This window comes from Massilia orientalis, from assembly GCF_030411975.2.
Taxonomy (GTDB): Bacteria; Pseudomonadota; Gammaproteobacteria; order Burkholderiales; family Burkholderiaceae_D; genus Telluria; species Telluria orientalis.
Genome location: NZ_JASNRB020000019.1, coordinates 1 through 13,455, shown reverse-complemented (window position 1 = coordinate 13,455; position 13,455 = coordinate 1). Strand labels below are relative to the sequence as shown.

At 65.7% G+C, this 13,455-nt stretch carries 12 protein-coding genes and 1 pseudogene; 4 read left to right on the top strand and 9 right to left on the bottom strand.

What is annotated here, in order from left to right:
- Window positions 1-207 precede the first annotated feature (207 nt).
- The 4 genes from QPK29_RS25445 to QPK29_RS25430 all read left to right on the top strand — a co-directional run bounded on the left by QPK29_RS25445 (window position 208) and on the right by QPK29_RS25430 (window position 4,760).
- On the top strand, window positions 208-1,413 hold the full coding sequence (locus tag QPK29_RS25445; protein ID WP_160407015.1) for a glycosyltransferase family 4 protein: 1,206 nt from the start codon (window positions 208-210) through the stop codon (window positions 1,411-1,413).
- A gap of 80 nt (window positions 1,414-1,493) precedes the next feature.
- The gene (locus QPK29_RS25440; protein WP_160407018.1) at window positions 1,494-2,921 is read left to right on the top strand and encodes a S41 family peptidase; all 1,428 of its coding nucleotides are present in this window, start codon (window positions 1,494-1,496) and stop codon (window positions 2,919-2,921) included.
- A 133-nt stretch (window positions 2,922-3,054) separates the two neighbouring features.
- Complete coding sequence (locus QPK29_RS25435; RefSeq protein WP_160407020.1) at window positions 3,055-4,176, top strand: beta-ketoacyl-ACP synthase III; 1,122 nt, start codon at window positions 3,055-3,057, stop codon at window positions 4,174-4,176.
- Window positions 4,177-4,271: 95 nt separating this feature from the next.
- A complete protein-coding gene (locus tag QPK29_RS25430) occupies window positions 4,272-4,760 on the top strand; it encodes a hypothetical protein (RefSeq protein ID WP_056330262.1) in 489 nt (162 codons plus the stop codon).
- 6 nt (window positions 4,761-4,766) lie between these two features.
- Here the strand turns inward: QPK29_RS25430 and QPK29_RS25425 are convergent, their stop codons facing one another.
- From QPK29_RS25425 to QPK29_RS25385, 9 genes and pseudogenes are all read right to left on the bottom strand, one after another.
- Window positions 4,767-5,801: an acyltransferase family protein gene (locus tag QPK29_RS25425; protein WP_056330266.1), complete on the bottom strand. Its 1,035-nt coding sequence runs from the start codon at window positions 5,799-5,801 to the stop codon at window positions 4,767-4,769.
- A gap of 97 nt (window positions 5,802-5,898) precedes the next feature.
- Entirely contained in the window at window positions 5,899-7,944 is a 2,046-nt protein-coding gene (locus tag QPK29_RS25420; protein ID WP_371770457.1) for an oxidoreductase, read from the bottom strand.
- 79 nt (window positions 7,945-8,023) lie between these two features.
- Window positions 8,024-8,479 (bottom strand): hypothetical protein, encoded by a 456-nt coding sequence (locus tag QPK29_RS25415; protein ID WP_056134025.1) that lies wholly within the window; start codon window positions 8,477-8,479, stop codon window positions 8,024-8,026.
- 21 nt (window positions 8,480-8,500) lie between these two features.
- Window positions 8,501-8,947 carry a DUF2721 domain-containing protein gene (locus QPK29_RS25410; protein ID WP_056134022.1) on the bottom strand — a complete coding sequence of 149 codons (447 nt, stop codon included), beginning with the start codon at window positions 8,945-8,947 and terminating at the stop codon, window positions 8,501-8,503.
- 76 nt (window positions 8,948-9,023) lie between these two features.
- Entirely contained in the window at window positions 9,024-9,980 is a 957-nt protein-coding gene (pip, locus tag QPK29_RS25405; RefSeq protein ID WP_056134018.1) for a prolyl aminopeptidase, read from the bottom strand.
- Window positions 9,981-10,031: 51 nt separating this feature from the next.
- Window positions 10,032-11,351, bottom strand: coding sequence for an amino acid deaminase (locus QPK29_RS25400; protein WP_371770458.1), 1,320 nt, complete (start codon window positions 11,349-11,351; stop codon window positions 10,032-10,034).
- A complete protein-coding gene (locus QPK29_RS25395; RefSeq protein WP_056134013.1) occupies window positions 11,348-11,734 on the bottom strand; it encodes a DUF2750 domain-containing protein in 387 nt (128 codons plus the stop codon). Before QPK29_RS25395 ends, QPK29_RS25400 begins: the two co-directional genes overlap by 4 nt.
- Window positions 11,735-12,001: 267 nt before the next feature.
- Window positions 12,002-12,727: an AAA family ATPase gene (locus QPK29_RS25390; protein WP_371770459.1), complete on the bottom strand. Its 726-nt coding sequence runs from the start codon at window positions 12,725-12,727 to the stop codon at window positions 12,002-12,004.
- 101 nt (window positions 12,728-12,828) lie between these two features.
- Window positions 12,829-13,455 (bottom strand): annotated as a pseudogene (locus tag QPK29_RS25385) (group II intron maturase-specific domain-containing protein); the annotation flags it as partial.

The window sequence follows — 13,455 nt, the reverse complement described above, 5'->3', positions numbered from 1 at the left end:
TGCCGGTTCGCCTCATGAGGGGGTGGGCCGGAGGACATGCCGCCGGGTTAATAACTAGACGAATTTATCACAGATTTCTGGCGAGCACGCTACACGTTTGCTTTTTTGCTATTAAACTGGGGCACGTTCCGTTAGAAAAGCCAAGTAATTGCAATCTATTACATAATAGATGCTACGCTCTGCTATTCCGCCCTGCGCACATCGTCGATGAAGCTCCTTACATTCAGTTCCCTCTTCCCGAACACGGTCAAACCCAGCCACGGCATCTTTGTCGAAACAAGATTGCGCTACCTGCTCGCCAGCGGCCAGGTCGAATCGAAAGTCGTCGCGCCCGTGCCCTGGTTCCCGTCGCAGCACCCGCGTTTCGGCGATTACGCGGCCTTTTCCAAGGTGCCGGCGCGTGAAACCCGCTACGACATCGAGGTCACGCACCCCCGCTACCTCGTCATTCCGAAGGTCGGGATGACGGCGGCGCCGTGGCTGATGGCCCAGGCCTGCAAGAAAGAGATCGGGCGCATCATCGACGAGGGCTATGACTTCGACGTCATCGACGCGCACTATTTTTATCCGGACGGCGTGGCCGCGGCGATGCTGGGCAAGTATTTCAACAAGCCCGTCGTGATTACGGCCCGCGGTACCGACATTAACCTGATTCCGCAGTTCACGCTGCCGAGAAAACAACTCATGTGGGCGGCAAACAACGCGGCCGGCATGATCACGGTGTGCCAGGCGCTGCGCGAAGAGATGATCGGTCTGGGCATTCCGGGCGACCGCATCGTCGCGCTGCGCAACGGCGTCGACCTGCAGCGCTTCGTGCCGATGGACCGCGCGGCCGCGCGCGCCCAGCTGGGCATCGACGGCTTCACCGTCATTTCCGTCGGCGTGCTCGACCCGCGCAAGGCGCACGACCTGACCATCGGCGCGCTGCCGATGCTGCCGGACGTGAAACTGCTCATTGCCGGCATCGGCCCGGAGCGCAAGAAGCTGGAAGCGCTGGCCGCCAGCCTGGGCGTGACCGACCGCGTCAAATTCCTCGGCGCCGTCGCGCAGACCGAGCTCAAGCATTACTACAACGCGGCCGATGCGATGATCCTCGCCTCCAGCCGCGAAGGCTGGGCCAACGTGCTGCTCGAATCGATGGCCTGCGGCACGCCGGTCGTTGCATCCAACGTGTGGGGCACGCCGGAAGTCGTGGCCAGGCCGGAAGCCGGCGTGCTGATGAAGGAGCGCACGGCGAAAGGCATCGCCGACGCCGTCACGGAACTGCGCCGCAACTACCCGGACCACGCCGCCACCCGCCGCTATGCCGAGGGTTTCAGCTGGGACGACACGACCAACGGCCAGCTGACGTTGTTTTCGCGCATCATCAACAGCCGCGGCACCTTGCCGACCGGCAACCGCGCCGTCGCCTGACGAGATTCCCGCGCGTCCCGGCGTCGCACCGGGCCGCGGGAGGGTTATACTGGACCGCAGTCCCCTTTCGCTCATCACCCATGCGCTCCAGCTTCAAGAACGTTGCCCTGGTCACCCTCGGTGTGATCCTCGGGGTCGGCGTCACGATGCAATATTCGGCCCTGGCCCACAAGCCGGTGGACGGCATGCCCATCGAAGGCCTGCACCAGCTGGCGCATGCCTACAACACGATCAAGGCCGGCTACGTCGAGCCTGTCGAAGACCGCAAGCTCCTCACGCAGGCCATTTCCGGCATGGTGGGCGCGCTCGACCCGCACTCGGCCTACCTGGACCGCAAGGCCTACCGCGAACTGCGCGAAGGGACCGAAGGCAAATTCGTCGGCCTGGGCATCGAGATCAACCAGAGCGAAGAAGGCTATGTCCGCATCGTCACCCCGATCGAGGATGCCCCGGCCGCCCGCGCCGGCATCCAGGCGGGCGACCTGATCACGCACGTCGACGGCGCGGCGGTGAAGGACATGGACCTCGACGAGGCCATCAAGCGCATGCGCGGCGAGCCGCACACGAAGGTCGTGCTCACGGTGTTGCGCAAGAACGCCCCGGCGCCGCTGTCGTTCACGATCGTGCGCGACGAGATCGTGCAAAAGAGCGTGAAGGGCAAGATCGTCGCGCCCGGCTACGCGTGGGTGCGCGTGTCGCAGTTCCAGGAACCGACCGTCGAGGATCTCGCCAATAAACTGGCCGCGCTGGCGCGCGCGGAGCCGAACCTGAAAGGTCTCGTGCTCGACCTGCGCAACGACCCGGGCGGCCTGCTGCAGGGCGCGATTGGCGTCTCCGCCGCGTTCCTGCCGAAGAATGCCGAGATCGTCTCGACGAACGGCCAGCTGGACGATTCGAAGGCCCGCTTCTACGGCAGCCCCGAGTACTACCTGCTCAGCCGCGGCAACGATCCGCTCGACAAGGTGCCGGACCTGTATAAAACGATTCCAATGGTCGTGCTCGTGAACACGGGTTCGGCATCGGCATCGGAAATCGTCGCGGGTGCGCTGCAAGACCATAAACGCGCCGCCATCGTCGGCAGCCAGACGTTCGGCAAGGGGTCCGTGCAGACGATCCGCCCGCTGGCCGGCGACACCGCGGTGAAACTGACGACGGCGCGCTATTACACGCCCAGCGGCCGTTCGATCCAGGCGCGCGGCATCGTGCCCGACGTCCCCGTCGACGAGAACGCCGACGGCGACGGCCTGAACGCCCTGCGCATGCGCGAAGCCGACCTGCAGCACCACCTCAAGAACGACACCAGCCGCGCGGGCGAGGAAGCGACGAACCACGACGACATCGAGGAGCAGATGCGGATCCTCGCCGCCGAACGCACCCGCAAGCCGCTGGAATTCGGCAGCGCGGACGATTTTCAGTTGACCCAGGCGCTGCACCATCTGCAAGGCCTGCCCGTACAGTTATCCAAACGCGCCACGCCGCCCGCCTCGCTCGCCCAACAGGCTCACTGATTCCGCACAACGCCTGTACTGACGGGCTTCCTGTGGAATGGGGCCTCGGTTCCCACCGTCAGTACGATTGTGTAGAATCGCCTGATTCAAGGGAGTGTTGCCTCCCGTTATTGTCTATGAAAGCTAGCCAAACATGAAACCTGTCGTCATCAGCGGCACCGGCCTGTTCACGCCACCGAATTCGATCTCCAACGATGAGCTGGTGACGGCGTTCAACCAATACGTCGAGCTGTTCAACGCCGAGCACGCCGAGAAGATCGCGGCCGGCGAGGTTACCGCACTGGAACCGTCCAGCAGCGCCTTCATCGAAAAAGCGTCGGGCATCAAGTCGCGCTACGTGATGGAAAAGGCCGGCATCCTCGACCCCACGCACATGACGCCGCGCATCAAGGAGCGCGCCGACGAGGAACTGTCGCTGCAGGCCGAGATCTGCGTGGCCGCCGCGCGCCAGGCCCTCGCCCGTGCGGGCCGCACGCCGGCCGACATCGACATGGTCCTGGTCGCCGCCAGCAACATGCAGCGCGCCTACCCGGCGATGGCCGTCGAGGTGCAGGAAGCGCTCGGCATCGACGGCTACGGCTTCGACATGAACGTGGCCTGCTCGTCCGCCACCTTCGCGATCCAGACCGCGGCCGCCGCCGTCCAGACGGGCCAGGCGCGCGCCGTGCTCGTGCTCGACCCGGAAATCACGAGCGCCCACCTGAACTTCCGCGACCGCGACAGCCATTTCATCTTCGGCGACGCGTGCACCGCGATGGTCATCGAAGCGGCCGACACGGCGACGAGCGCCCACCAGTTCGAGATCCTCGATTCGAAACTCAAGACGAAGTTCTCGAACAATATCCGCAACAACTACGGCTTCATGAACCGTTTCGATGAAGACGGCATCGGCCAGCCCGATAAACTGTTCCGCCAGCAGGGCCGCAAGGTATTCAAGGAAGTGTGCCCGATGGCGGCCGCGATGATCCGCGACACCGTCGAGCACGCGGGCCTGAAGATCGAGGACATCGCCCGCTTCTGGCTGCACCAGGCGAACCTGAGCATGAACCAGCTGATCGTGCGCACCCTGCTGGGCCGCGACGCCACGCCGGACGAAGCGCCGGTGATCCTCGACCGCTACGCGAACACGTCGTCGGCCGGCTCGATCATCGCGTTCCACTCGCACCAGGACGACCTGCCCAGCGGCGCCCATGGCGTGATCTGCTCGTTCGGCGCGGGGTATTCGATCGGCTGCGTCGTCGTGCGTAAAAGGTAGTTCCAGTCCTACAAAGGTGCGCTCCCTCTTCCTCTGGAATAGCCCGTTCCCCGCGCGCATGATCCTCTTGTCAGCCCAGCTCACAGGAGGATCAAATGTCGAAACAAAAAGGACCGGACACCACGCATTCGCGCGGCATCGCCAAGGAAAAAACCGTCACCGTCGCGCAAGACAGCCAGCAGCCGCGTGCGCCGGGCTGGGTGGCGCCGGGCAGTGCCAACGTGCAGTCGGCCAATATCGAACAGCTGGGCGCATCGCTGCGCGCGCGCGGCTCGCTGCAGGGTAGTCTCAACGACAACGTGGGCGGCCAGCGCGGTGGCGCCGGTGCGCAGCAGGCCGGCTGGAGCGCCCGCCAGAGCGCCCAGCGCATGCAGGCGCGCGGCGAGGAAGACCGCCTGAACGCATCGCGCCAGTCGGGCTACGGCGGCATGGAACAGCAGCAGAAAGGCGGCTCGCTGGAATCGGCGGCGGGCTCCCGGCAGAGCGATCTCGCCACGCCGCGCCAGGGTGACCAGACGGCGCAGCCGGCGTCGGGTTCCCGCAGCAAGAAGAGTAAAAAAGGCAGCAGCGGCGCGGGGCAATAAGCGTCGTTACGCCTGGCCTTCCGCCTGCAGCGGCGCAGCCGCGGCGGCGCTCGTGCGGCGCTCGCCGTTCAGCCAGCGCCGCACCGGATCTTCGTACAGGTAGAACGCCACGACGCCGACCAGGATCCCGATCACACCAGCCAGCTGGCGCTGCAACAGATGGTTCTGGTACGCCACGTACGCCAGTTGCTGCCAGACGTACACCGAAAACGAGCAGATCCCGAACCAGCGCAGCACCCCCACGGACAGCGCGTTGCGCAGCAGCGCCGGCGCGGTCCCGACATAGTTGATGGACACGGCCAGCAGCAGTGGTCCGAGCGTGATCGCGAGGATCGGCAGGCCCGTCCAGGTGAAGCACACGGCGCCGAGCGCCAGCGTCGCGGGAGCAATCCAGGCCGCGCCCGTGTGCAGCGCCGGCATCTCGTGCCGCCACGCGCGCAGCGTGGCCGACGCAATCAGGCCCAACGCCGCGCATTCCGACCGTGCGAACCACGGCGACGCGCCGCCGGGTGGATAAAACGTGTAGTAGAGGTTAAGGCCGAGGCACGCGAGCGTGCTGAGCGCCAGCAGCCAGGTTCTCTTGACGCCGGCGGCCCCGGCCACGAGGGCCAGCAATGCCAGGTAGATATAGCTGTGCTCTTCGACGTTCAGCGACCAGAAATGCCCGATCTGCCAGGCGCCCGACCAGATACTGACGTCGGCCGGATAATAAGTGCGGGCAAACAGCAGCGTCGAGACCAGTTCGTCGGTCCGCACCTCGTACGGCTTCTGGTACCACGCCGCGCCCGCCAGTGCGAACGCCGCGGCGACATACAGCCAGTACGTCGGAACGATGCGGCTGATGCGGCGTTTAAAGAAGCGGCCCAGCGGCACGTTCTTGACGAACAGGAGTTCCCCCATCAGGTAGCCGGACAGCGCGAAGAACAGCGCGACGCCCAGCCTGCCCCCGCCACCGAGGCCGAAGTGCGATTGCAGGACGAGCACGATCGCAAGGCCGCGCCAACCGTCGAGGTACGGAATCGTTTTGGGGGATGTGGACATTGTCAGGCTGAAACAGAGGGATCAGTTATGCAACTTACCATCTATTTGCCAATATGTTAACTTGAATTCTATCCAATAGTTGCGAATACGCTACGTCCTACAGCCGCGCCGCCAGCTCCGCCCCTTCGCGGATCGCCCGCTTCGCATCGAGCTCGGCCGCCAATGCGGCGCCGCCGATCTTGTGGAACGCCGGTCCGCCCTGCTGCCCTTCCGGCGGCATCAGTTCCGCCAGGCTTTCCTGGCCGGCGCAGATCACCACGTTGTCCACTTCCAGCAATTTCGCCTGCCCGCCCACGGTGATGTGCAGGCCCGCGTCGTCGATGCGGTCGTACTGCACGCCCGCCAGCATCGCGACGCCGTTGCGGGCCAGCGTGGCGCGGTGCACCCAGCCCGACGTCTTGCCCAGGCCCGCGCCCGGACGCGTCGCCTTGCGCTGCAGGAGCCAGATGCTGCGCGCGGGCGTCACGCCATGCGGCTTCACGAGGCCTCCCGGTGCGGCCACGTCCAGGTCGACGCCCCATTCGCCGGCCCAGTCCGCGACGGGCTGCGGGCGCGGCGCGTCGGCGTCGTGGACCAGGAACTCCGCCGTGTCGAAGCCGATGCCGCCGGCGCCGATGATCGCCACGCGCGGGCCGACGGGCGCGCGGTCGCGCAGCACGTCCAGGTAGGACAGCACCTTCGGATGAGCTATGCCGTCGATGCGGGGACGGCGCATCGTGACACCGGTGGCCACGATCACGTCGTCATAGCCGGCCGCGACGAGTTCCTCGCGCGTGACGCGCTGGCCGAGCCGCAGTTCCACGCCCGTCAGCTCCAGCTGGCGGCCGAAATAGCGGATGGTTTCCGCGAATTCTTCCTTGCCGGGGATGCGCATGGCGATGTTGAACTGGCCGCCGATCCGCTCAAGCGCATCGAACAACGTGACGGCATGGCCGCGCTGCGCCGCCACCGTCGCGGCGGACAATCCGGCCGGCCCGGCGCCGACGACGGCGATGCGCTTGCGCTGGCGTGTCGGCGTGTACACCAGTTCCGTCTCGTGGCACGCGCGCGGGTTCACGAGACAGGTCGCGCGCTTGTTGGCGAACGTGTGGTCCAGGCACGCCTGGTTGCAGGCGATGCACGTGTTGATGCGGTCCGCGTGGCCCGCCGCGGCCTTGTTCACCCAGTCGGGATCGGCCAGGAACGGCCGCGCCATCGACACCATATCCGCGCTGCCCTCGGCCAGCAGGCGCTCCGCGTCGGCCGGCATGTTGATGCGGTTCGACGCGACCACGGGAATGCGGACCGCATCCCGCAGCCGCGCCGCGACCGACGCAAATGCAGCGCGCGGCACCGACGTGACGATGGTCGGGATGCGTGCCTCGTGCCAGCCGTAGCCCGTGTTGAGGATCGTGGCGCCGGCGTTCTCCAGCGCCTGCGCCACCTGCACGACTTCGTCCCACGTGTTGCCGCCGTCGACGAGGTCCAGCACGGAGTGGCGGACCATCACGATGAACTCGCGCCCGACGGCCGCGCGGATGCGGCGCACGATCTCCACCGGCAGGCGCATGCGGTTCCCGATGCTGCCGCCCCACGCGTCCGTGCGGCGGTTCGTGCGTGCGCACAGGAACTGGTTGATCAGGTAGCCTTCGCTGCCCATCACCTCGACGCCGTCGTAGCCGGCCTTCTGTGCCAACGTCGCGCAGCGGACATAGGCCGCGATGGTCGACTCGATGCCGCGTGCCGTCAGCGCGCGCGGGCGGAACGGAGAAATCGGCGACTTGACGTTCGAGGCCGACACGACGAGCGGCTGGTAGCCGTATCTGCCCGCGTGCAGGATCTGCAGCAGGATCTTGCCACCCTCTTCGTGCACGGCGCGCGTGACGCGGCGGTGATTGAACACGTCACCGCGGAAGTTCAGTGTGCCGCCGAAAGGCAGCAGCCAGCCCTGGCGGTTCGGCGAGATGCCGCCGGTGACGATCAGGCCCGCGCCGCCGCGCGCCCGCTCGCGGTAGAACGCGGCCAGTTTCCCGTAGTTCCAGAAGCGGTCTTCCAGCCCCGTGTGCATCGACCCCATGATCACGCGGTTCTTCAGCGTCGTGAAGCCGAGGTCTAGGGGGGACAGCAGGTGCGGATAAGCGGTGTCGGGGAGCGAGGCGGTCATGGGCACGACGTAAGTGATGATCCCGGCATTACACCGGGATTTCCTGGAGCCGTGGTTCTAATCGCAACACGCGCGAACGTCAGGCCGGATAACTCTCCGGCGTGCGCAGTTCCGCGAACTGCTCGATGCTGCCGATGCGCACCGTGACGGGATTCAGGCTCGTATGCGGCGCCAGGGAGCGCCACGCGAACTTCCACTCCTTTTCGCGCGCGTCGGAAATCGGGCGGGAAAAGGCCGAGCCCAGGCGCGAGCGGATGCCGTATTCGACCTGGCCGTCGATGCCGGCCCAGTTGGGCAAGGCGCGCTGGACGGCGCGGTGCAGGCGCTCGCCGAATTCTTCCGTGTTGTGGATGACGAGGCAGCTGTCGGCCGGGCCGAGGACGTCGAACAGGCCCCGGTTCCACGCCGTGGAAAACGACAGGGTCAGGAAACCGTTCTCGGGCTGGAGCTTGAACTGGCCGGTGGACAGCGCCAGTTCCAGCTCGGCGCGCAGGCCGTAGCGGTGCAGGGTGGGGGGACGTTGATAGTCGTTCATGATGGTCTCGATTCGTAAAAACTAGTCCGGCCCGACCGGCGCGTCGTGACGGTGGATACGCATGTAGCGGAACGAGACGGACACTTCGCGCAGCAGGAAAATGAAGCTGGCAATCAGGGCGACCATGGCCACCACGAACATGCCGGCGATGTAGCGGTCGAGCGGCAGATTGGTGGTATCGCCGAGGAACAGGCAGGCGATGATCACGCAGATCAGGAAGCCGCAGCCGGTACTGGCCGTGATCGCATAATTGATCAGCCGCCAGCGCTGGTACAACACGTCGAGCTCCTCGCTGCAATCCGGATCCGGCCCCTTGCGCAATTCGATCTTGAGGTCGCGCGTACGGTCGATGATGCGCGCGAGGCGGTTCATCAATACCGTCAGCTTGGTCGCCACGCCGGTCAGCAGGAACACGGGCGCGATCGACAGCTGAATGACATGGCCGATGTCGTTGGTCTGGATATTCATGCGGGTAGCTTGTCGTTATTGTAAGAAGCTGGGAACAGTGTAGCAGGCGGTGGCCTCTGTCCGAATCGACGCCGTTTCAATCGAAACGGCCGTGTCGCTTGAACTGTTCCGTGGCGGCGACGAGGGCGCGGGCGATGCCCGCTTCCAGCGCGCCGTGGCCGGCGTCCGGGATCATGCGCAGGCGCGAGCCGGCCCAGGCCTGGTGCAGGCGGTACGCGGACAGCGGCGGGCAGATCACGTCGTAGCGGCCCTGCACGATCACGGCCGGCAGGTGGGAGATACGGCCGACGTCGCGCAGCAGCTGGTCGGGTTCGAGGAAGCCGCCGTGCGCCATGTAGTGCGATTCGAGCCGGCCCACGCCCAGGTCGAGCGTGTCGGACGCGTGCTCTTCTTCCTGCGGCAGCAGGAACACGCGGCGCCCCTCGAAGCGGCTCCACGCGCGCGCGGCGGGCCAGTACTGCTGCGGATCGTCGCACAGCAGGCGCTTCGTGTACGCCTTCAGCAAATCGCCCCGTTCCTCGACGGGAATCGGCGCGATGAATTCGTCGTACAGCTCCGGATAGAACCACTGCACGCCGTACAGGAAGAATTCGATCTCGGCCGGCGTGCACAGGAAGATCCCGCGCAGGACGAAGCCGAGGCAGCGCTCCGGGTGCGCCTGTCCGTAGGCCAGCGCCAGGGTCGAGCCCCACGAGCCGCCGAACACGAGCCAGCGCTCGATGCCGAACATGGCGCGCAGGCGTTCGATGTCCTCGATGAGCAGCTGCGTCGTGTTGTTGCGCCACTCGCCCAGCGGCGTCGACTTGCCGGCGCCGCGCTGGTCGAACAGGATCACGCGGTAGGTGCTCGGGTCGAAGAAGCGGCGGTGCTGCGGCGACAGGCCCGCGCCCGGACCGCCGTGCAGGAACACGACGGGGATGCCGTTCGGGTTGCCCACTTCTTCCCAATAGATCGTGTGCAGGTCGTCCACGGCCAGCATGCCATGACGGTTCGGGAGGATGGGCGGGAACAGCGACGGCGGCGTGGCGGGCATGATCGGTCAGCGAAAAAACGACAACCGATTGTAGCCTACCGCCCGGCCATTCTAGAAGAAAGTGTTGAGCGCGAAGCGTACCGCGTAGTCGTCGTCCACGGCCAGCAGCAGCAGCCAGCGGTCGAACGTCGTGCACGGATGCGAGATGCCGCAGCCGACCAGGTCCCCCACCGCGAGCATCTCGCGCACCGGGCCTTCCGGCAGGCGCAGGTACGCGTGCTGGTCGTTCATCTTGACGATCTCGCAGCCGTCCGGCAGCGCGTGCGCGGCGCCGGGACCGGGCCGGTGGTGCCACAGCGGCACCGGCAGGCCGGCATCGTGCGACGCGTCGCGCTTGCCCATCGTGAGGATCGCGAGGCCCGGTTCGGGACGCGACTGCACGACGCTCCAGATCTCCAGCGCCGGCCGCAGGCCCGCATCCGGTTCGACGCCTTCGCGTGCGTCGAGCGCGGCGATGTGGCGCTGGTACATGCCGTGGTCGCTCGTCAGGTAGCAGCCGCTGCGCAGCACGGGCACGAGCGGCAGCGACAGGCCGTGCAGCTCCTGGAAGCCGCGCGCGACGAGGTCGAAGTACGACGAGCCGCCCGCCGTCACGAGGATCTCGCGCGTGCCGAACAGGCCTTCGTCGTCGGCCTCGCGCACGAGCGCGCACAGGCGCGCGACGAAGCTGGACACGGCGCGCAGGTCGGCATCGTGGTCGTCCGATACCAGCAAGCCTTCATAACCTTCGAAGCCGGCCAGCACGAGACCCGGCGCGCGCTCGATGGCCCGCGCCACCGTCAGCGCTTCCTCCGGCGTGCGGCAGCCCGCGCGCTTGCCGGACAGGCCCAGTTCGACCAGCACGGATAAAGGACGCGTGAGCGGATGCGCATCGACTTCCTCGGCCAGGCGCGCCACGCCCGCGAGCGAATCGGCCAGCACGACGCATTCGAAGCCCGGATCCTCGTGCAGCAGCTGCAGCACCATGCGCACGTCGCTGCGCGCGACGAGCTGGTTCGCGACGAGCACGCGGCGCACGCCGAAGCGGTGCGCCACCCGCACCTGCACGGCGTTCGCCAGCGTGATGCCCCAGGCGCCGTTCGCGAGCTGGGCGCCGAACAGCTGCGGGCACATCGTCGTCTTCCCGTGCGGCGCGATGCGCACGCCGTGGCGGTCGCAGAAATCGCGCATCCACTCGAGGTTGTGGCGCAGCGCGGATGTTTTCAGTACCGCGACGGGAAAACTCGTATCGCCATGCAGCACGTTCCAGCCCTGCACGCCGATCGCGCCCTGGCGCAGCGGCGCCGTCAACGGCAAGCCCTTCACGCCGGGCTGCAGCATCTGTTCTTCGAGGCTGGACAAGGCCAGCGCGCCGTGCGGCAATGCGTTCATGGTGTTTCCCTTCGCAACTCGTCCTCGAGGTCGACGCGCAGCAGGCCCGGCGTCGGCATCACGCCTTTCGAACCGGGCGTGCGGAAGATGCCGGGCAGGAGGTCGTCCTGCTGCAGCTGGGGCAGCAGCTCGGATAATAGCTCGTCCAGCGAAAAGGCTTGCGGTTCATAGCCATCCCATTCGAATTCCGCGCACAGCCGCGCGAACTCCTCGTCCGGCCACATCGCGAACACGAGCGTGCCGTCGTCCTTCTTCGCCAGCGCCCAGCCGTTGCGGTACAGGCCCCACACGGTACCCGACGCGGCCACCCGCTTGACGAAATATTCATAGCGTTGCGGCGCCGGCAAGCGCACCACGGCCTTCACTTGTTCAGCATCGATCATTCACTTTCCCCACGCGCGCCCGGCGGCGGCCGTCGGGACGAGCATACGACACCTTGGCCCCTGCACGGCGCGCAAGCTAGCCGGCTTCATTCGGGGTCAGAGCACTTTTTCGAAACATGGTCTGCAGGGAAGATTGTCCCCTTGATGTGCTCTACTCGATGCGTACGTCACGGGAACGATGCAACCTCGTCGCTTTTACACATATGACGAAAAATGGCTCTGCCCCCGACTTTCAGAAAAAATGTGCTCTGACCCCGAATCTGGTCATTAGTCGTCGAGCAATTGTTGCAGGCGGCGCGGGTAGTGGTTCAGGAAGTCGCGCGTGACGGCGTAGTGTTCCGTATCTTCGTAGCTGATCTCGGCGATGCCCGTGCCGTCGAAACTGAGGATCTTCGCACGCGGGTACGCGAGCAGGATCGGCGAATGGGTCGCGATGATGAATTGCGCGCCCTCCTTCACGAGCCGGTCGATGACGGTCAGCGCGGCCAGCTGGCGGTTCGGGGACAGCGCGGCTTCCGGTTCATCCAGCAGATAAAAGCCTTCGCCTTTGAAATCCTGCAGCACGGCCATGAACGCTTCACCATGCGAGCGCAAGTGCAACGAAGGCCGCCCGCGGGGATCGGGCCCGAGGTCGTCGAGATAGGTGAACACGTTGAACAGGCTTTCCGCACGCAGAAAATAACTGTTGCGTGGCCAGCGCCAGCCCCTGGCGACCTTCAGAACGTGCTGCAGCGGCGACACGTCCTGCTGCTCCCGATACACGTTCTTCGTCCCGCCCTCCGCAGGCAACCCCAGCGCCACGGCGATCGCTTCCAGCACAGTGGACTTGCCCGCGCCGTTCTCGCCGACGAAAAAAGTGACGTCCGGATGCGGCTCGAGCACGCCCAGCTCGCGCACGGCCGGAATCGTGAACGGATAGCGTTCCAGGTCGATGTCGGCCTGCGGATCGACCTGGACGGAACGCAGGTAAGGCTTGGCGGTAAGCGGCGGCATGGTTGGTCCGGATCGGGATAGGGGCGGCCAGCTAGTCTGGCCGATCCCCTCCCACACCACCCGGCATGCGGGTCCGCACCGGGCGGTTCGAGAAGTTGAGGTTATGTGAGCCGTGGCATGCCCAGGCGATCAAAATAGGCAATGGTAAAGATGCTGTTGAGCAGGTAGCGGCTGTTGCGTTGCCATCTGCGGCTGTTCGCCGCGATTCGATGGGCTACAGCAACCGGAGCGCCCAAGGCCAGCAGTTCTCGATAGATCGTGGTGCCACGCTTCCAGTGCTTGAGCTGGATAGTTCGCATCCTGTGGCGCATCCACTCGTCCAGCGTGCGCCAGAGTCGCGGCGTTTGAACCATTCCGAAGTACGCTTTCCAACCCAGTACTTAGGGGCGCAGACTTTCAACCACCTGCTCGATGCTGCGTCCGCCAGATCGGCGGGTAAGCTGCCTGATCCTCTGCTTGAATGTCTCCAGCGCCTTCCGGGACACAGCGCGTTTCACCTCATTCTTTCCGGTCTTATAGAGTTCAAAGCCCAGAAACTTACGGCCAAACGCACTGGTCACCGCACTCTTCGATTCATTGATCTTCAAGCGCAGTTTGTCATAGCGGCGCCGGAGCAGAGCCATCACCCGCTCACCAGCTTTCCGGCTGCGCACATATACGTTGCAGTCGTCGGCGTAGCGGGCGAAGCGATGTCCCCGTCGTTCAAGCTCGCGATCCACCTCGTCGAG

Excerpts from the sequence above, each read along its gene's own strand:
- QPK29_RS25430 (WP_056330262.1), top strand. The coding sequence starts at position 4,272 with ATGTCGAAACAAAAAGGACCGGACACCACGCATTCGCGCGGCATCGCC.
- QPK29_RS25425 (WP_056330266.1), bottom strand. The coding sequence starts at position 5,801 with ATGTCCACATCCCCCAAAACGATTCCGTACCTCGACGGTTGGCGCGGC.
- QPK29_RS25440 (WP_160407018.1), top strand. The coding sequence starts at position 1,494 with ATGCGCTCCAGCTTCAAGAACGTTGCCCTGGTCACCCTCGGTGTGATC.
- QPK29_RS25415 (WP_056134025.1), bottom strand. The coding sequence starts at position 8,479 with ATGAACGACTATCAACGTCCCCCCACCCTGCACCGCTACGGCCTGCGC.
- QPK29_RS25410 (WP_056134022.1), bottom strand. The coding sequence starts at position 8,947 with ATGAATATCCAGACCAACGACATCGGCCATGTCATTCAGCTGTCGATC.
- QPK29_RS25420 (WP_371770457.1), bottom strand. The coding sequence starts at position 7,944 with ATGACCGCCTCGCTCCCCGACACCGCTTATCCGCACCTGCTGTCCCCC.
- QPK29_RS25445 (WP_160407015.1), top strand. The coding sequence starts at position 208 with ATGAAGCTCCTTACATTCAGTTCCCTCTTCCCGAACACGGTCAAACCC.
- QPK29_RS25390 (WP_371770459.1), bottom strand. The coding sequence starts at position 12,727 with ATGCCGCCGCTTACCGCCAAGCCTTACCTGCGTTCCGTCCAGGTCGAT.
- QPK29_RS25395 (WP_056134013.1), bottom strand. The coding sequence starts at position 11,734 with ATGATCGATGCTGAACAAGTGAAGGCCGTGGTGCGCTTGCCGGCGCCG.
- pip (WP_056134018.1), bottom strand. The coding sequence starts at position 9,980 with ATGCCCGCCACGCCGCCGTCGCTGTTCCCGCCCATCCTCCCGAACCGT.
- QPK29_RS25435 (WP_160407020.1), top strand. The coding sequence starts at position 3,055 with ATGAAACCTGTCGTCATCAGCGGCACCGGCCTGTTCACGCCACCGAAT.
- QPK29_RS25400 (WP_371770458.1), bottom strand. The coding sequence starts at position 11,351 with ATGAACGCATTGCCGCACGGCGCGCTGGCCTTGTCCAGCCTCGAAGAA.